This is a genomic window from Amycolatopsis sp. WAC 04197, assembly GCF_003947475.1.
Classification (GTDB): Bacteria; Actinomycetota; Actinomycetes; order Mycobacteriales; family Pseudonocardiaceae; genus Amycolatopsis; species Amycolatopsis japonica.
On the sequence record NZ_QHJK01000002.1, the window covers coordinates 1,080,924 to 1,097,792 of the forward strand.

Sequence of the window (16,869 nt, forward strand, 5' to 3'; positions counted from 1 at the left end):
GTCTCGCGCAGCGTCTCTCGGCGCGCTCCGTGTCTTTCGGCACGCGAGGGCTAGGATCGAATGTGTTCTCGATCACGCCGCCCACCACCGGCCGGGAGAGTGCCGAATGAGCGAGTCCGCTGGGGAAACGTCGTACGACCTCGTCATCATCGGGGCAGGTCCGACAGGTCTTTTCGCCGCCTACTACGCGGGATTCCGCGGCCTTTCGATGGCCGTCGTGGATTCTCTGCCGGAAGCGGGCGGTCAGGTCACCGCGATGTACCCCGAAAAGATGATCTACGACGTCGGCGGATTCGCCGAGGTCCGCGGCCGCGATCTGGTCCGGGGCCTGCTCGACCAGGCGGCGCCGTTCAAACCCGTGTACTTGCTCGGACGCAAGGCCGAAAAGCTCGAAAGCGTCGAAGGCGGCGTCACCATCACCCTCGACGGCGGGCAGGTCCTGCGCGCCGGCGCGGTGCTGATCACCGCCGGGATCGGCGAGTTCACCCCGCGGCCGCTGCCCGCGGGCGACGGCTGGCTCGGCCGTGGCATGGTTCATTTCGTGCCGTCGTTGAAGGCGCACGAAGGGCAGCACGTGGTCGTCGTCGGCGGCGGGGACTCGGCGTTCGACTGGGTGCTCGCGCTGCATCCGGTCGCCGCGAGCGTCACCCTCGTGCACCGGCGCGCGAAGTTCCGCGCGGCCGAGTCGATCGTGCGGCAGGCGCGCGAACTCGGCGTGCGGATCGTCACCGACGCCGAAGTCACCCGGTTCCTCGACCGCGACGGCACGCTGGCCGAGGTCGAGATCCAGAGCAAGGGCGCCGAGCCCGAGGTGCTGCGCGCGGACACGGTGGTCGCCGCGCTCGGGTTCACCGCGGATCTCGGGCCGATCGAAAGCTGGGGACTCCAGATCGACCACCGGGCGATCGCCGTCGACTCGACCATGGCGACGCCGCGGGAGCGGGTGTACGCGGCGGGCGACGTCGCGGCGTATCCGGGGAAGGTGAAGCTGATCGCGACGGGGTTCGGGGAAGCGGCGACGGCGGTGAACAACATCGCGGTCGCTTTGAATCCGGAGGCGCATCTGTTCCCCGGTCACTCCAGCAACGCCGAGTAGCGCGTGCAATGAAAGGACCTTTCCTTGCAAATTTCGCAAGGAAAGGTCCTTTCATTGCACGTCAGGCGGGCGGAGCGGGCGTAGGCGGCGTGATCTTCTCCGCGATCCACTGCGCGTACGCCACCACGGAAGTCGCGATGGACGGCGAGGTCGCGCACACCGGATCCGCGTTGCCCGGACGGCTGATCGTGCCCAGCAGCACCCACTTCTCGTCGACCTTGGCGATCTCCGGGCCACCGGAATCGCCGTAGCACGAACCCGTGTTCCCGCCGGGGTTGTCGGTGCACAACTCGACGGCGCCGTCGAACTTCGCGGTGCAGCGCGTGCCTTCGACGATCTTCGTGTCCAGTTGCTGCAGCTTCGCGGGACCCTTGCCACAGCCCGAAGTCGGGCAAGTCTGGCCCCAGCCGAGCAGCCGCGTCGCCGTCCCGGGCGCCACGACGGCCCCGATCGCGATCGGCGCCGTCTTCACCGGGGCGGCCAGCCGCACCAGCGCGAGATCGCCGCCCGCGTGCTCGGGTTCGGGGTTGTAGGACGGATTCACCACGATCTCGGCGAGTTTCGCGGTCTCGCCACCCTGGGTGTTGTCGTTGCTGCCGGCCCGCGCGCCCAGATTCGCCGGGTTCTTGCCCTCGACGCAGTGCCCCGCCGTCACGAGCCAGTCCGCCGCGATCAGCGTCCCGGCGCAGAAAGCCTTGCCGGAGGCCGAATGCAGCGAAACGATGAACGGATACGGCTCGTCGGCCTCTCTGCCGCCGACGAGGTCGCCCGCGCCCGTGGCCTGCCCGACCGGCGTGAGGACCATCGCCGCGAGCAGGACCACGAGCACGCGCTTGAGCACGGTTTCTCCTTACGGGAGCGGGGGAACGACGTCGTCGTCCAGTGTGTCGTCGAGGTGGCCGTCGAAGTTGACGGACGAGTACGAGCGGAGTTTGGTCAGCCGGTGGTAACCGTCGATCATCCGGACCGTGCCGGACTTCGACCGCATCACGATCGACTGGGTCGTGGCGCCGCCCGCGCGGTAGTGCACGCCGCGCAGCAGGTCGCCGTCGGTGACGCCGGTGGCGCAGAAGAACACGTTGTCGCCGCGGACGAGGTCGTCGTTGCCGAGCACGCGGTCGAGGTCGTGGCCCGCGGCCAGTGCCTTTTCGCGCTCCGCGTCGTCCTTCGGCCACAGGCGGCCCTGCAGTTCGCCGCCGAGGCACTTCATCGCGCAGGCCGCGATGATGCCTTCGGGGGTGCCGCCGATGCCGAGCAGCATGTCGACGCCGGTGCTCGGCCGGGCCGCGGCGATCGCGCCCGCGACGTCGCCGTCGGAGATGAACCGGATCCGGGCGCCGGCCTCGCGGACCTCCTTGATCAGCTGCTCGTGGCGCGGCCGGTCGAGGATGCACACGGTGACGTCGGAGACGCTGGAGTTCTTGGCCTTCGCGACCCGGCGGATGTTCTCCGCGATCGGGGCGGCCAGGTCGACCTTGCCCGCGGCGTCCGGGCCGACGGCGAGCTTCTCCATGTAGAACACCGCGGACGGGTCGAACATCGCGCCGCGTTCGGCGACCGCGAGCACGGCCAGCGCGTTCGGCATGCCCTTGGCCATCAGGGTCGTCCCGTCGACCGGGTCGACCGCGACGTCGCAGTCCGGCCCGTCGCCGTTGCCGACCTCTTCCCCGTTGAACAGCATCGGGGCTTCGTCCTTCTCGCCCTCGCCGATGACGACGACACCGCGCATCGACACGGTCGAGACCAGCTGGCGCATCGCGTCCACGGCGGCACCGTCCCCGCCGATCTTGTCCCCGCGGCCCACCCAGCGGCCCGCGGCCATCGCGGCGGCTTCGGTCACGCGGACCAGTTCCATCGCGAGGTTGCGATCGGGGGCTTCAGGACGTCGCGAAGAGCTGGCGGACGAGGTGGGGGTGGGCATGCGGCCTCCCGGGTCAGGAACTCGGCGGGGTCCCAGTCTCTCAGATACCCACGGTGGTTCGGTGGCGCAGGAGCATGGTGAACGTCACTGACCGTCGCCGGCCTCGTCCTCGACGGACGACAGCGCGGCCTCGATCCGCTCGCGCGCGCCCTCGAGGTGGTGCTCGCAGACCTTCGCCAGTTGCTCGCCCTTCTCCCACAGGGCGAGCGACTGTTCCAGGGACAGCCCGCCCGCTTCGAGCTCGCGGACGACCTCGACCAGCTTGTCGCGGGCCTGCTCGTAGCCGAGTTCGGCGGTCTCGCTCACGCTGTGCTTCCTTCTACCGGACGTCGGTGTTTGCCGATACCCGCGCACACTACCGCGCCGGCCATGGCGTTGTCGTAACCCACGAAGGCGAGAGCGAACTCCTGGCCGTCACCCTCCGCGATCGCCGCGACGAGGTTCTCCTGCGCCCGCGCCACCCGTTTGCGGTGCACGGAACCGTCCGCGAACCACCATCGGGTGCCGACGTGCTCGCCCGTCGCTTCGGAGAGTTTCCGCAGCTGGGCGTCGAGACCCCGCTTTGTCGAAAACTCACACCCCGCCAGCAGCACGGTCCAGCATTCGGCGGCCGCGTGGTCGGTCAGCAGCGCGTTGCGCAGCACCTCGGGGGCGTCGGCCCGTCTCGCGGCGTCGATGGTCAAAGGCAGGAAACTCGCCGTCAACGCCCCTCCTCCGGCTCTCCCGAGACGACGGCGCCGAGCGCGCCGTCGACCACGCGGACGCGCAGTTTCGCGCCGTCCACGACCTCGGAGACGGACCGGAGTACCTGGAGGTTGCCTTCGGAATCGGTGTACTGCACCACGGCGTAGCCGCGTTCGAGGGTCGCCGCCGGGCCGAGCGCGGTCAGCCGCGCGCGGGCGCTGGCGATCTCGGCCTGGTCCTTCGCGAGCAGCGTGAGCATCGCGCGGCGACCGCGTTCGCGATGGATCTCGACGTCGTCGGAGCGCCGCTGGATCGGGCCGAGCGGATCGGCGAGCACGGGGCGGCTGCGCATCTGGTTCAGCAGCCTGACCTGCGTGTCCACCCAGCCGTGCAGGGCGCGGCGGCCCCGGTCGCGCATCTGGCGGACGCGCTGGGTCTCCTCGCGCACGTCGGGCACGATGCGCTTGCTGGCGTCGGTCGGCGTCGAACAGCGGAGGTCGGCGACGTGGTCGAGCAGCGGGGTGTCCGGCTCGTGCCCGATGGCGCTGACCACCGGGGTCCCGGCCGCGGAGACGGCGCGGCACAGCGCTTCGTCGGAGAACGGCAGCAGGTCTTCCACGCTGCCGCCGCCGCGCGCGATCACGATGACGTCGACGTCCGGGTCACGGTCCAATTTGGACAGTGCCTGGAGGATCTGCGGGACGGCGAGCGAACCCTGGACGGCGGTGTTGATCACCTTGAACGCGACATGCGGCCAGCGGGCCTGCGCGTTCACCAGGACGTCGCGCTCGGCGGCGGAGGCGCGTCCGGTGATCAGCCCGATTCCCTTGGGCAGGAACGGGATCTTGCGTTTGCGCTCCGGCGCGAACAGGCCCTCGGCGGCCAGCAGCCGTCGCAGCCGCTCGATCCGCGCGAGCAGCTCGCCGATGCCGACGGCGCGGATCTCGTTGGCGCGCAGGCTCAGCGAACCGCGGTTCATGAAGAACGTCGGCTTCGCGTGCACGACGACGCTCGCGCCTTCGCGCAGCGGCGGTTCGATCGTGCGCAACAGACCCATCGGGCAGGTCACCGACATCGAGACGTCCGCGGACGGGTCGCGCAGGGTCAGGAACGCGGTGTTGGTGCCCTGGCGGGCCGAGATCTGCGTGACCTGCCCCTCGACCCAGACCGCGCCGAGCCGGTTGATCCACTCGCCGACCTTGCGGGCGACCGTGCGGACCGGCCACGGGTTTTCGGCGGTGGTGGACGGACCGGCCGCTGAGGTGGGTTCGGCGCTCACTGGCCTTCCGCGCCGTCGCCGTCGGCCTTCTTCACGTTCCCGATGCGCCGCGCGAGCATGCCGACGAACGACGCCCTGTCGGCGTTCGCCTTCTCGTAGGTCAGCAGCTCTTCCAGCTGAGCGAGGTCGAACCGGCGCAGACGGGCGCGCAGCTGCGGCAAGGTGAGCGTGTCGTAGTCGTCGAGCCCGGCCGGACCGGAGGTCACGGGCGCGCTCGCACCGGCGGCACTGTCGAACTCGCCGTCGGGGTGCTCCTCGGCGAGCGCGCGCTCCTCCTCGGCCCACGGGTCTTCGGTGAGCGCTTCGAGGTCGTGGAGGTGGCCGTTGGTCTCGGCACGCGGCTCGGGAACCTCGGCGTCCTCCCTCAGCGGGATGACGCACGAGTCGCGTTCGTACCGGCGTTCACCCAGGTCCGGCGGGAGGTCTTCGTCGAAGGTCGCCCAGCTGGGCGTGTCCTCGACCGGGCGAAGGCCCGACAGCGCGTCGTCGCCCTTGATGGCGAGCTCGGTGACGTGCTGCTGGACGCGCATGGAGAACTGGAGCACCTGGCTGACCACCGTGACGGGGAGCCCGGTGAGCTGCTTGGGAAGTTCGCGAACCCGCTCGGCGGTGGTGACGGCGAGGCCCGCGGCGACCCGGAGGGGGAGCGGGAGAGGCTTCATGCGTCTAGCCTGCCGTATCCGGCCCATCCTGCCCAACCGAACGGGTGTGTCGGCTCACAGGACGTGACTCCCCGCACATACTTTGGAGGGGTTCGCTGGTCACCTGAACGTGAGTGCGAGGAGCCCCCGGGGCAGCCCGTACCCTGGGGGCATGAGTTCTGCGAGTCCCGGAATCACGCCCGCCGGCAGTCCGACGATCACCGAGTCCGGTGTGCCGGCAGGTGGCAAACGTGTCCTGCTCGCCAAGCCTCGCGGCTACTGCGCGGGTGTCGACCGCGCGGTCATCGCCGTCGAAAAGGCACTCGAGCTCTACGGCGCACCCGTGTACGTGCGCAAGGAGATCGTGCACAACCGGCACGTCGTGGAGACCCTGCGCGAACGCGGCGTGATCTTCGTCGACGAGACCTCCGAGGTGCCCGAGGGCGAACTGGTGGTGTTCTCCGCGCACGGCGTCTCGCCCGCGGTGCACGCCGAGGCGGCCGAGCGCAACCTGCGGACCATCGACGCGACCTGCCCGCTCGTGACGAAGGTGCACAAGGAAGTCAACCGGTTCGCGAAGGACGACTACGACATCCTGCTGATCGGCCACGAAGGCCACGAAGAGGTCGAAGGCACCGCCGGCGAGGCTCCCGACAAGGTGCAGCTCGTCGACACCGCCGAGGACGTCGACAAGGTCCAGGTCCGCGACCCGTCGAAGGTCATCTGGCTGTCGCAGACCACCCTTTCGGTGGACGAGACCATGGAGCGCGTGGATCAGCTGCGGGACAAGTTCCCCGGCTTGGCCGACCCGCCCAGCGACGACATCTGCTACGCCACCACGAACCGCCAGGTCGCGGTCAAGGCCATGGCCGCCGAGTGCGACCTGGTACTGGTGGTCGGCTCGACGAACTCGTCCAACTCGAAGCGGCTGGTCGAGGTCGCGCTGAAGGCGGGGGCGCGCGCGTCGCACCTGGTCGACTTCGCGCACGAGGTCGATGAAGCCTGGCTCGAAGGCGTCGAGACCGTCGGTGTCACCAGCGGCGCTTCCGTGCCGGACGTGCTGGTGATGGACCTGCTGGCGTGGCTGGCCGAGCGCGGCTGGGACAGCGTCGACGAGGTCACCACCGCGAACGAGAAGATCGCGTTCGCGCTTCCGCACGAGCTGCGCAAGGCCGCGAAGGCCTGACGTTCCTTACGGGAAAGGGCCGTCCGAGGAAGTCCTCGGGCGGCCCTTTTCGCTGGTCAGCGGCTCAAGTGGGAGCAAAGGTCCCTTGCTTCACCGCTCGTCGTCCCACGGCCGGCGGCGGGGCGGCTGCCCTCCGCGGCGTGGGTCGTCGGCACGCGGCGGGCGGCGGCGCGGGGCACCGGGGGCGCTTTCGCCACGGGGATCGCGGCGGCGCGGTTCGCCGTCTTCCGGACGCGGCCGCCGGGGCTGACGTCCCGGGGGCGGCGGTTTGCGGGCGCCGGGTTCGGCGTCGCGGCGGGGACGGCGCTCGTCGTCGACCGGACGGCGGCGAGGCGGAGCACCGTCTCGCGGCGCGGCGTCCCGGGGCGCACCGCGGCGGGAAGGCGGGGGCGGGGTCTGACCGGTCCGGGACGCCGGACGGCCACGGCCCGGCGCGGCGGCCGCGGCGGGACGGGCGGCGGGCTTGGCCTCGTCGCGACGTTCCGGTTTGGTGCCCGGCTTGACCTTCACCGGGGCCTCGGGATCGCGCTCGCGGTAGATCCGGAAGATGCCGATCGCCAAGGTGATGCCGGTGGTGATGGCCATCGTCGGGAAGCCGTTGATCAGCGGCGTGCCGACGTCGAAGGCTCTCGAAAGAAGATCCGTGCCCTTGCTGCCGTCCGAGGTCAGGAGGATGACTCCCGGGACGGTCACGGCGAGGACCAGGGGCGGCTGCACCATCGGGCCGAACAGCCCGCGGCGCTGGACGGCCACCACCGCGGCCACCGCGCCGAGCGCGTAGCAGGCCTTGAACAGCAGGCCCAGGTCCTTCTGCATCATCATGTCGACGAAGGCGCCAAGGATGGCGAGCCCGAAGCCCACCAGGACGGCCGCCCACCAGGGCAGCCCGCGCCTGGCGCCGACGAGCGGACGCTCGTCCCAGGCAACGGGGACGTCGTCGGCATCAGGATCGCTCTGGCGATCGCGAATCGCGGTCACAGGCTCCACCGTATATCCAAGCTGCGGGCATACCGCCAACAGGCGGTGTGTCTATCGCCTGGTAGTGGTCATTCCGGACCACCCGGACGGACCGTCCGGGCACTTACCGGAAGTACTACGAGTAAGCGGGCGACAAGGTTGTCTTCCGGGCTGAAACGGAGCTTGCGATTCCGGAAACCGCTGGTGGGGGCGGTGCGGTCGGTGTGCTGCGTACCTGCGGTACATGAAGGCCTCCTTCCCGTACCTAGGCGCAAGGATGGGGGCCTTCATGTACTTGGGAAAGGCGGACCTGGACCAAGCACAGTCCGCACCTCACGACGCGGGGAGTTCGTCCGCCTTTCTGATCAGCGGCACCGGCGCCGGGCTGCCCGCGGCGTCCGTCAGCGGCGAGACCGTGCTCCGGAAGCTCTCGAGCGCCTCCAGTTCGCGCCGCCGAGCCGAGATGAAACGCTGCAGGTGGGTGCTCGACAGGTTCAGCGCGTCGACCGCGTTGCCCGCGGCCCGGTGCGCGGCCGCGGCGCCCGCCCGCACCTGCTCGACGTCCTCGACCAGTGCCCGTTCGGTCGCGGCGAACAGCGCGGCGGAGGCCAGTACGGCGAATCCCGTCGGTCCGCACAGGAAGACCCGCCGGTCCAGCATCCAGCGCAGCAGTTCCGGGTCGGTGTCCAGCGCGGCCACGACGGCCGCGTCGGACGGGACGAACATGATCGTCCCGTAAATCGCGTCGGCCCAGCGCTGGTAGCCCTTGCCCGCCAGCTCGGCCGCCCGCGACCGGAGCTGCCGGACGTGGACGCGCAGCGCGTCCAGCCGTTCTTCGGGGTCGTCGGTCTCGACGGCCTCGGCCCAGCAGGCCATGCTCGCCTTCGCGTCGACGGGGACCGTCCGGCCGCCGCCGACCCGCAGCACCATGTCCGGTTTCGCGGCACCGCCGCCCGCCAGATCCGTCTGCAAAGTGAAGTGCAGCTCCTCGCGGAGCCCGAGCGCGCGTGCGGTCTCCAGGAGCACTTGCTCGCCCAGCTCGCCCCGGCCGCTGATCGAGGCGAACGCGACCTCGTACCGGCGCAGCGCGAGCTGCTGCTGATCCGCCTTCGCCCGCTCGGCCGCGACCTGTTTCGCCGCCGCGTCCGCCCGCCGCATGCCGTCGTTGTACAGCCGCCACAGCAGCGCGACGGCCGCGAGCAGCAGCAACGCGAGCACGACGGCCGCGGTGGTGATCACCGTCGCCACCGGTACCTCCCCTCCGGATCCGAGTCGGAGGACATCATGGCGGAACCCACCGACAAAACCGGAGCGGCGCGGTCGCGCTCCGTATCTGACCTGCGTCGTCCCCGGCGTGTCGGAAAGCGCAGTGCCGCCAAGGGCGCGCCTCCGCTGTCCGGCCGGTGTGCGGCCCTACCTTGGGCTGCGTGAAGCTCCTGCACACCTCCGACTGGCATATCGGCCGCACCTTCCACGGCGCCGATCTGCTCGCCGAACAGGAAGCCGTGCTGGGTCATCTCGCCGAGCTCGTGGTCGCCGAGTCGGTCGACGTCGTGCTCGTGTCCGGCGACATCTACGACCGTGCGGTGCCCTCGGCGGAGGCCGTCCGCGTGGCCACCACGGCGCTGGGCCGGATCCGGCAGGCCGGGGCGAAACTGGTGATGACCCCGGGCAATCACGACTCCGCGCCGCGGCTGGGCGCGTTCGCCGAATTCGCCGCGGCGGGCGGGCTGCATCTGCGCGCCACGATCGACGGGCTCGCCGAGCCGGTGCTGCTGCCCGACGAACACGGCGAGGTCGCCCTCTACGGCATCCCGTATCTGGAACCGGAGCCCGCGCGCCACGCCCTCGGCGTCCCCGAGGCCCGCGGCCACACCGGCGTTCTCACCGAAGCGATGCGGCGGATCCGGGAGGATCTCGCCGGGCGGCCGTCCGGGACGCGGTCGGTGGTGCTCGCGCACGCCTTCGTCACCGGCGGCGAGCCGACCGAATCCGAGCGGACCATCGCGGTCGGCGGCGTCGAGCAGGTGCCGGGTTCGGTGTTCGACGGCGTCGATTACGTCGCGCTCGGCCACCTGCACGGCCCGCAGACCCTCGCCGAGCACCTGCGCTATTCGGGCAGCCCGCTGGCGTACTCGTTTTCCGAGACACGCCAACGGAAATCGGTCTGGCTCGTGGAACTCGGCGCAGACGGGCTGGCCGAGGTCCGGCGCCACGAACTGCCGGTGCCGCGGCATCTCGCGATGCTGCGCGGCGAGCTGGCGGAGCTGCTTTCGGATCCGGAGCACGACGGCCTCACCGAACACTTCCTCTCTTTCACGGTCACCGATCGGGTCCGCCCGATCGACGCGATGCGCAAACTGCGTGAGCGGTTCCCGTACGCGGTGCACATGGACTGGCAGCCGGAAGGCGGGCACGACGGGGCCGCGCTGAAATACGCCGAAGCCGTCCGCGGGCGGTCCGACGTCGAGATCACCCGCAGCTTCCTGGAGGACTGCCGGGGCTCCGCGCCGTCGGAGAGCGAGGAGCGGCTGGTGCTGGCGGCGCTGGGCGCGGCGGGCAGGGAGCGCGAAGTATGAGACTGCACCGCTTGGAGGTCGCCGCTTTCGGTCCGTACGCGGGCCGCGAGGTGGTGGACTTCGACGCACTCGGCGCGGACGGGCTGTTCCTGCTGCACGGTGACACCGGCGCGGGGAAGACGACGCTGCTCGACGCGATCGCGTTCGCCTTGTTCGGCACCGTTCCCGGCGCTCGCGGCGAGGTCAAACGGCTGCGCTGCGACCTCGCCGAGCCGGATCAGGTCACCGAGGTCGTCCTCGAACTGACCGTGCAGGGCCAGCGGATGCGGATCGCGCGCAACCCCGAGTACCAGCGGCCCAAGCGCCGGGGCGAGGGGATGACCGTCCAGCAGGCGAAGGCGGTGCTCAGCTGGGTCGGCACGGTACCCGCCGGCCACGTGGCCGAGGGCATCACACGGATCGACGAGGTCGCGCGCACGGTCGAACGGCTCATCGGCATGACGCACGAGCAGTTCTTCCAGGTGGTCCTGTTGCCGCAGGGCGAATTCGCACGGTTCCTGCGCGCGAACACCGCCGAGCGCGAGGAGCTGCTGGAGCGTCTGTTCGGCACCGAGCGCTTCTCGGACGTCGAGGACTGGTTCGCGAACCTGCGTGCCGAACGCGGCCGCGAGTTGCAGGCCCGGCAGCAGTCGCTGCGGGAATGGGTCGCCCGGTTCGCGCAGGTCGCGGGGCAGGAAGCGCCCGAAGAGGGGCAGGCCGAGTGGGTCGACGAGGTGCTGGCCGAATCGGCGCGCCGCGTCGGCGAGGCACAGGAACGTGACACGAAGGCCCGTGCTGCGGCGAAGAAGGCCGAGGCCGTCTGGCAGGAGAACCGGTCGACCGCTGAACGGATCCGCCGCGTGCGCACCGCGTACACGCGGCTTTCGGTGATCGCCGAGCAGGCGGACCAACGGGCGGAATGGGCGGAAGAGGTCGAGGCGGCCCATCGCGCGGCCGGGGTGGTCGCCGAGGCCGATCTCCTCGAACGCAGGCTGGACCAGCTCGCGGAGGCCGAAGCCGCCGAGGCTCTTCGGGCCAAGGAGGTTCCTGACGCGGCGGACAGCTCCGCCGCGGAACTGCGCGCTCGGGCGGGTGTTTTACGGGAAGAGGCGGGCGCGCTCGCCGAACTCGTGGCGGAAAGCGAGCAGCAGCAACAGGATCTGGTCCGGCGTGAGCAGCTGACGGCCGCCGCGGGTAAGGCGGAGAAGCAGGCCGAGGAGTTCGCCGCCGAACTGGGTGCCGCGCCGGAGAAGGTCACGGCTTTGCGTGCCGAAGCGGCCGCTGCCGCCGAAGCCGAAGCGAGGCTCGACGGCGCTCGCGCTCGTGTCGACGAGCTGACCGCGCTGGCCCGCGACGCCGACGAGATGCCTCGGGTGAAGCAGGTCGTCGAGCGGGCCCGGGTGACGGTTAGCGAGGCCGTGGACGGCCATCAGCAGGCCCGGCAGCACCGGCTGGACCTGCGGGAGCGGCGTCTCGAAGGGATGGCGGCCGAACTCGCCGCCGGTCTCCACGACGGCGAGGACTGCCCGGTTTGCGGCGCGACGGACCACCCGTCGCCGGCGACGCATACCGGTGGCCTGGTCGATCCCGAGGACGAACGCCGCGCCGAAATCGCGGAACAGCAGGCGCATACGCGGCGTGAGAAGGCGAAAGCCGCGTTGCAGGAGGCCGAAAGCCGCCTGACCGTCCTGATCGAGCGGCTGGGTGACCACACCGCCGAGACCCTGCGGACCGAACTCGGCGAGGCGCGCGCTCTGGTCGCCACGCTGTCGGAAACCGCACGCCGACGGCCCGAGCTCGAGACACAGGTCGTCGCCCTGGAACGGAAGATCGAGCAGCTGACCGAACAGCGCGGGGCGGCCGAGCGTCGCGCGGTCGAGATCGCGACCGAGGTACGCGGTCTGACGGAGCGGCTGACCGAACGCGAGCGGCGGTTGGAGAGCGCACGCGGCGAGTTCGCCGACGTCGCCGCCCGGCGGCGGCATCTGCTCGGCGTCGCGACCCGCCTCGATGCGCTCGCCGAAGCGCGGCTAAGTGTCGCGGGTGCCCGTGAGCGGCGGGACGAGCAAGCGAAGTTGGTCAAGGAAGCGTTGCTGGCCAAGGGATTCGCCGATCTCGACGAGATGCGCGCCGCCGCGCGGCCGGACGAGCAGATCACGAAACTGGAGGCCAGCCTCGCCGACGCGAAGGTGATGGAGCGGGCCGCCCGCGAGGAACTCGCGCAGCCCGACCTGTTCGGCATCTCGCCGGAGGACGAGATCGACGTCGGTGCTTCGGCGGACGCGGCGCGGGACACGCGAGGCGAGGCCGAGCAGGCGCTCGTGGCGCTGCGAACGGCCACGTCACGGCACGCCGACCTGACGAAACTGGCCGAGCGGATGACGTCCTTGATGGCGGATCTGGCGCCGGTCGAAGAGCGGTACCTGGAACTGAAGGCGCTGGCCGAGGTGGTCAACGGGCGTGGCCAGAACGCGCGGAAGATGTCGCTGCGCTCCTATGTGCTGGCCGCGCGGCTGGAGGAGGTCGCGGTCGCGGCGACCGCGCGGCTGCGGACGATGAGCCAGGGCCGCTACTCCTTCGTGCACTCCGATGCGGCCGGCGCGCGGGGCACCCGCGGCGGCCTCGGGCTCGACGTGCTCGACGACTACTCCGGCACCATCCGGCCCGCGAAGACGCTGTCAGGCGGCGAGTCCTTCCTCGCGTCGCTCTCGCTGGCCCTGGGGCTCGCCGACGTCGTGGCCGCCGAAACCGGCGGAGCGCTGCTGGACACCCTGTTCATCGACGAGGGCTTCGGCACGCTGGACGCCGAGACGCTCGACATCGTCATGAACATCCTCGACGAGCTTCGTGCTGGAGGGCGAGTGGTCGGGTTGGTGTCGCACGTGGAGGAGCTGCGGCAGCGGATCCCGACGCGGCTACGCGTGCGGAAGGCGCGTACGGGCTCTTCGGTGGAGATCCACGCCGCCTGACCCGCTCCTTGAAGTGTCATGAAAGGGTCGTTCAGGACATCTTTTGTCCTGAACGACCCTTTCATGACACTCGGGACGCGCGAGATCAGGCCGCTTCGTGGGTCAGCAGCCACTGCTTCGCCGGAACACCCCACCGGAAGTTCCCCACACCGCCGCCGGTCCGCACCACCCGGTGGCACGGCACGAACAACGCCGCCGCGTTCTTCGCGCACGCCGACGCGGCCGCCCGCACCGCCGCCGGATTCCCCGCCAGCGCCGCGTACTCCGCGTAGCTCACCGGCTCTCCGGCGGGCACCTTCCGCAGGATTTCCCAAGCGTGCTCCCGGAAAGCGCCGGACCGTTGCCGCACCTCGACATCGGCGACGGCGTCCAGGTCGCCGTCGTGGTACCGGCGGATCGCGGTGCTCACCGGCCCCAGATCCCGTCGCTCCTTCACCTCGCCGGGGGCGAGCGACGGCGAGATCAGCGGCGTCAGTTCGGCGACGTCGCCGGTCCAGCCCGAGGCGAGCACGGCCCCGTCACCCGCCACGACGGCGGTGAACGGACCGATCTTCGTGTCCATTGTGGACCAATACGCGATGCTCATGGTTTTCCTTTCAAGCGCGCAGTAGGTACATGCCGGCGTACGAGGACCAGGGCTGCCAGGCCCGTCCGCGTTCGGCCAGCGTCTTTTCGTCGTCGGGGATGCCCAGCGCCGCCGCTCCACGGCGCAGCGCCGGATCCCCGGTCAGCAGGACGTCGGGCGCGCCGAGCACCCGCATCAGGACGTAGTCCGCGATCTCCGGCCCGATTCCCGGGAGTTCCAGCAGCTCCGCCCGCAGCTCCAGGGGATCGCGGCCGACATGGACCAATACCTCGTCCGCCAGCGCGCGGGCCACCGCGGCCACCCGTTCCGGGCCGTGTTCGGCGACCTGGGCCGCCGTCGGGAACACCGTGGTCAGCCCTTCGAGTGACTCGTCGCAGTTGGGCACGCGTTCGCCGAGGTTCTCGGCGAGCGCGGCGGTCTCGGCGGGGGAGAGCATCGCGCGCAGCACGAGCTCGTCGCCGTCGACCGCGCCGGGCACCCGGATGCCGGGGATCGCCTCGACCAGCGGTGCGAGGGCCGGGTCGGCCCCGAGGACCCGCGAGACCGCCTCGGGGTCGGCGTCGAGGTCGAGCAGCCGCCGCACCCTCGCGACCGCGCTGCTCAGGTCACGCAGGTCGGTGAGCCGCAGGTCGCAGCGGACGTGGTCGTCCTTCGCCGTCAGCCACACCACGCCGGTGCCGTGCGCGAGCCGCAGCGTGCGGCCATAGCCGGTCACCCCGGAATCGTCGCGCGTCACGTGCTCGACGCCGGGGACGGCCCGGTCGGCCAGGAAGTCCAGCACCCCGTCCGCGTCGAACGGCTTCCGGAACGGCAGCCGCAGGCTCAGCCGGGTCCCGGTCGGCAGCTCCTCGGCCTTGCGACGCCGCAGGCTCGCCGCCCGAAGCTGCGAAGGCGTCGTCGCGAAGACCTCTCGGATCGTCTCGTTGAACTGGCGGACGCTGGAGAACCCGGCCGCGAACGCGACGTCCGTCAGCGGAAGCCCGGACATCTCGATCAGCAGCCGCGCGGAGTGCGCCCGGTGCGCCCTGGCCAGCGCCAGCGGACCCGCGCCGAGTTCCGCGGTGAGGACGCGTCCGAGCTGGCGTTCGGAATAGCCGAGCCGCCGCGCGAGCCCCGGGACGCCGTCGCGTTCGACGGTGCCGTCCGAGATGAGCCGCATCGCCCGTGCGGCGAGGTCGGCCCGGATGTCCCAGTCGGGCGAGCCGGGGACCGCGTCGGGCAGGCAGCGGCGGCAGGCGCGGAAGCCGTGCGACTGCGCGGCCGCCGACGTCGGGTAGAAGCGGACGTTCTGCTGCTTCGGCGTCGACGCGGGGCAGGACGGACGGCAGTAGATCCCGGTGGTGGCGACGGCCATGATGAACTGGCCGTCGAACCGGGAATCACGGGCGGCGACGGCGCGGTAACACCGTTCGGTGTCGCGCCACACGGCCCGTTCGGCCAGGGTCTGCTCGGTCATGACATCGATCGTGCCACCAGGTCGGAGGCGTGGCTGGCGGAAATCCGACACGGCGATCAAGGCCTCGGCGGATGGGGCGGCGGGCGGCACGTAGACTTCTGGCCCGTGAGTCTCACCCTCGGCATCGTCGGCCTGCCCAACGTCGGCAAGTCCACCCTGTTCAACGCGCTGACCCGCAACGACGTGCTCGCGGCGAACTACCCGTTCGCGACGATCGAGCCCAACGTCGGCGTCGTCCCGCTGCCGGACCCGCGGCTGGACCAGCTCGCGGAGGTCTTCGGCTCCGAGCGGACCGTGCCCGCCGTCGTGTCCTTTGTGGACATCGCGGGCATCGTGAAGGGCGCGTCCGAGGGGGCGGGCCTCGGCAACAAGTTCCTCGCGAACATCCGCGAGGCCAACGCGATCTGCCAGGTCATCCGCGTGTTCGACGATCCGGACGTGATCCACGTCGACGGCCGGATCGACCCGGGCAGCGACATCGAGACGATCAACACCGAGCTGATCCTCGCCGACCTGCAGACCCTGGAGAAGGCGCTGCCGCGGCTTGAGAAGGAAGCGCGGACGAAGAAGGAGAACAAGCCCGCGCTCGACAACGCGGTCAAGGCCAAGGAGATCCTCGACGCCGGGCGCACCCTCTTCCAGGCGCAGAAGGAGGTCGACTTCGAGGCGCTGCGCGAGCTGAGCCTGCTCACCACGAAGCCGTTCCTCTACGTCTTCAACGCCGACGAAGGCATCCTCACCGACGAGTCGCGCCGCGAGGAGCTGGCCAAGCTGGTCGCCCCGGCCGACGCGGTGTTCCTCGACGCCAAGGTCGAAGCCGAGCTGCTGGAACTGGACGACGAGGAGTCCGTGCGCGAGCTGCTGGAGTCCGTCGGCCAGCACGAGCCGGGCCTCTACTCCCTCGCGCGCGCCGGCTTCCACACCCTCGGCCTGCAGACGTACCTGACCGCCGGGCCCAAGGAGTCGCGCGCCTGGACGATCCCGCAGGGCGCGACCGCCCCGCAGGCCGCGGGCGTCATCCACACCGACTTCGAGCGCGGCTTCATCAAGGCCGAGGTCGTCTCGTTCGACGACCTGATCGAGAACGGCTCGATGGCCGCCGCCCGGTCCGCCGGCAAGGTGCGCATGGAGGGCAAGGACTACGTCATGGCGGACGGCGACGTGGTGGAGTTCCGCTTCAACGTCTGATTCCCCGAGGAGTCAAGGGCATGAGTGCCGATCGCGACGTCTCGTTCATCGATCGCTGGGGCGTCCAGATCGAAGACGACATCTCCGTCGAGGCCTTCGGCGCCCTGCTCGACGCGCTCAACGACGATGACGATGCCGAGCACGTCGTCGTCGACATCAACGACAGCGACGACTGGTTCGTCGAGTTCACCCGCCGCTCCGTCTGTTTCCAGCAGGCGGAACGCGGCGGGGAGGTCGTCGGCACCCTCGACTACGCCGACCGCGACGAGGCGCTCGCGATCGCCAAGGAGTTCATCGACGGCGACTTCGAGGCTCTTCGCGCACGCTCCTGGAAGTCCGACGGGTGAA

Annotated in this window: 16 protein-coding genes; 6 read left to right on the top strand and 10 right to left on the bottom strand. The window is 70.7% G+C overall.

Annotation, left to right across the window (positions count from 1 at the left end; translation table 11 throughout):
• Positions 1-106: 106 nt before the first annotated feature.
• Complete coding sequence (locus DMC64_RS12495; RefSeq protein ID WP_125733584.1) at positions 107-1,096, top strand: NAD(P)/FAD-dependent oxidoreductase; 990 nt, start codon at positions 107-109, stop codon at positions 1,094-1,096.
• A 61-nt stretch (positions 1,097-1,157) separates the two neighbouring features.
• On the opposite strand, the gene DMC64_RS12500 is transcribed toward DMC64_RS12495, so the two are convergent.
• The 6 genes from DMC64_RS12500 to DMC64_RS12525 form a co-directional block, all read right to left on the bottom strand.
• Positions 1,158-1,937 (bottom strand): trypsin-like serine protease, encoded by a 780-nt coding sequence (locus DMC64_RS12500; RefSeq protein WP_125733585.1) that lies wholly within the window; start codon positions 1,935-1,937, stop codon positions 1,158-1,160.
• Between the two features lie 9 nt (positions 1,938-1,946).
• Entirely contained in the window at positions 1,947-3,017 is a 1,071-nt protein-coding gene (gene glpX, locus DMC64_RS12505; protein WP_199754956.1) for a class II fructose-bisphosphatase, read from the bottom strand.
• An 84-nt stretch (positions 3,018-3,101) separates the two neighbouring features.
• The gene (locus DMC64_RS12510) at positions 3,102-3,323 is read right to left on the bottom strand and encodes an exodeoxyribonuclease VII small subunit (RefSeq protein ID WP_037340891.1); all 222 of its coding nucleotides are present in this window, start codon (positions 3,321-3,323) and stop codon (positions 3,102-3,104) included.
• On the bottom strand, positions 3,320-3,721 hold the full coding sequence (locus DMC64_RS12515) for a hypothetical protein (protein WP_125733586.1): 402 nt from the start codon (positions 3,719-3,721) through the stop codon (positions 3,320-3,322). The genes DMC64_RS12510 and DMC64_RS12515 overlap by 4 nt, the downstream gene beginning before the upstream one ends.
• Positions 3,718-4,980, bottom strand: a complete 1,263-nt coding sequence (gene xseA / locus DMC64_RS12520; protein ID WP_016337159.1) for an exodeoxyribonuclease VII large subunit — start codon at positions 4,978-4,980, stop codon at positions 3,718-3,720. The genes DMC64_RS12515 and xseA overlap by 4 nt, the downstream gene beginning before the upstream one ends.
• Entirely contained in the window at positions 4,977-5,642 is a 666-nt protein-coding gene (locus DMC64_RS12525; RefSeq protein ID WP_125733587.1) for a lipid droplet-associated protein, read from the bottom strand. Before DMC64_RS12525 ends, xseA begins: the two co-directional genes overlap by 4 nt.
• 151 nt (positions 5,643-5,793) lie before the next feature.
• Between DMC64_RS12525 and DMC64_RS12530 the strand changes: the two genes are divergently transcribed.
• On the top strand, positions 5,794-6,807 hold the full coding sequence (locus DMC64_RS12530) for a 4-hydroxy-3-methylbut-2-enyl diphosphate reductase (protein ID WP_037340897.1): 1,014 nt from the start codon (positions 5,794-5,796) through the stop codon (positions 6,805-6,807).
• A 90-nt stretch (positions 6,808-6,897) separates the two neighbouring features.
• On the opposite strand, the gene DMC64_RS12535 is transcribed toward DMC64_RS12530, so the two are convergent.
• On the bottom strand, positions 6,898-7,785 hold the full coding sequence (locus DMC64_RS12535; RefSeq protein ID WP_125733588.1) for a DUF6542 domain-containing protein: 888 nt from the start codon (positions 7,783-7,785) through the stop codon (positions 6,898-6,900).
• A gap of 312 nt (positions 7,786-8,097) precedes the next feature.
• Positions 8,098-9,012: a DNA recombination protein RmuC gene (gene rmuC / locus DMC64_RS12540; protein WP_016337155.1), complete on the bottom strand. Its 915-nt coding sequence runs from the start codon at positions 9,010-9,012 to the stop codon at positions 8,098-8,100.
• Between the two features lie 179 nt (positions 9,013-9,191).
• On the opposite strand from rmuC, the gene DMC64_RS12545 reads away from it, so the two are divergent.
• The gene (locus tag DMC64_RS12545) at positions 9,192-10,343 is read left to right on the top strand and encodes an exonuclease SbcCD subunit D (RefSeq protein ID WP_037340902.1); all 1,152 of its coding nucleotides are present in this window, start codon (positions 9,192-9,194) and stop codon (positions 10,341-10,343) included.
• Positions 10,340-13,291, top strand: coding sequence for an AAA family ATPase (locus tag DMC64_RS12550; protein WP_125733589.1), 2,952 nt, complete (start codon positions 10,340-10,342; stop codon positions 13,289-13,291). The genes DMC64_RS12545 and DMC64_RS12550 overlap by 4 nt, the downstream gene beginning before the upstream one ends.
• A gap of 85 nt (positions 13,292-13,376) precedes the next feature.
• On the opposite strand, the gene DMC64_RS12555 is transcribed toward DMC64_RS12550, so the two are convergent.
• Positions 13,377-13,877, bottom strand: coding sequence for a methylated-DNA--[protein]-cysteine S-methyltransferase (locus tag DMC64_RS12555; RefSeq protein ID WP_125733590.1), 501 nt, complete (start codon positions 13,875-13,877; stop codon positions 13,377-13,379).
• 10 nt (positions 13,878-13,887) lie between these two features.
• Positions 13,888-15,333 carry a DNA-3-methyladenine glycosylase 2 family protein gene (locus tag DMC64_RS12560; protein ID WP_125733591.1) on the bottom strand — a complete coding sequence of 482 codons (1,446 nt, stop codon included), beginning with the start codon at positions 15,331-15,333 and terminating at the stop codon, positions 13,888-13,890.
• A gap of 105 nt (positions 15,334-15,438) precedes the next feature.
• Between DMC64_RS12560 and ychF the strand changes: the two genes are divergently transcribed.
• Positions 15,439-16,521: a redox-regulated ATPase YchF gene (ychF, locus tag DMC64_RS12565; protein WP_037340910.1), complete on the top strand. Its 1,083-nt coding sequence runs from the start codon at positions 15,439-15,441 to the stop codon at positions 16,519-16,521.
• Between the two features lie 20 nt (positions 16,522-16,541).
• Positions 16,542-16,868: a hypothetical protein gene (locus DMC64_RS12570; RefSeq protein WP_038508474.1), complete on the top strand. Its 327-nt coding sequence runs from the start codon at positions 16,542-16,544 to the stop codon at positions 16,866-16,868.
• Position 16,869: the final 1 nt, after the last annotated feature.

Bases quoted from the DNA above. Each gene is read 5' to 3' on its own strand.
- DMC64_RS12495 (WP_125733584.1), top strand. From the start codon at position 107: ATGAGCGAGTCCGCTGGGGAAACGTCGTACGACCTCGTCATCATCGGG.
- glpX (WP_199754956.1), bottom strand. From the start codon at position 3,017: ATGCCCACCCCCACCTCGTCCGCCAGCTCTTCGCGACGTCCTGAAGCC.
- DMC64_RS12525 (WP_125733587.1), bottom strand. From the start codon at position 5,642: ATGAAGCCTCTCCCGCTCCCCCTCCGGGTCGCCGCGGGCCTCGCCGTC.
- DMC64_RS12530 (WP_037340897.1), top strand. From the start codon at position 5,794: ATGAGTTCTGCGAGTCCCGGAATCACGCCCGCCGGCAGTCCGACGATC.
- DMC64_RS12550 (WP_125733589.1), top strand. From the start codon at position 10,340: ATGAGACTGCACCGCTTGGAGGTCGCCGCTTTCGGTCCGTACGCGGGC.
- DMC64_RS12555 (WP_125733590.1), bottom strand. From the start codon at position 13,877: ATGAGCATCGCGTATTGGTCCACAATGGACACGAAGATCGGTCCGTTC.
- DMC64_RS12560 (WP_125733591.1), bottom strand. From the start codon at position 15,333: ATGACCGAGCAGACCCTGGCCGAACGGGCCGTGTGGCGCGACACCGAA.
- DMC64_RS12570 (WP_038508474.1), top strand. From the start codon at position 16,542: ATGAGTGCCGATCGCGACGTCTCGTTCATCGATCGCTGGGGCGTCCAG.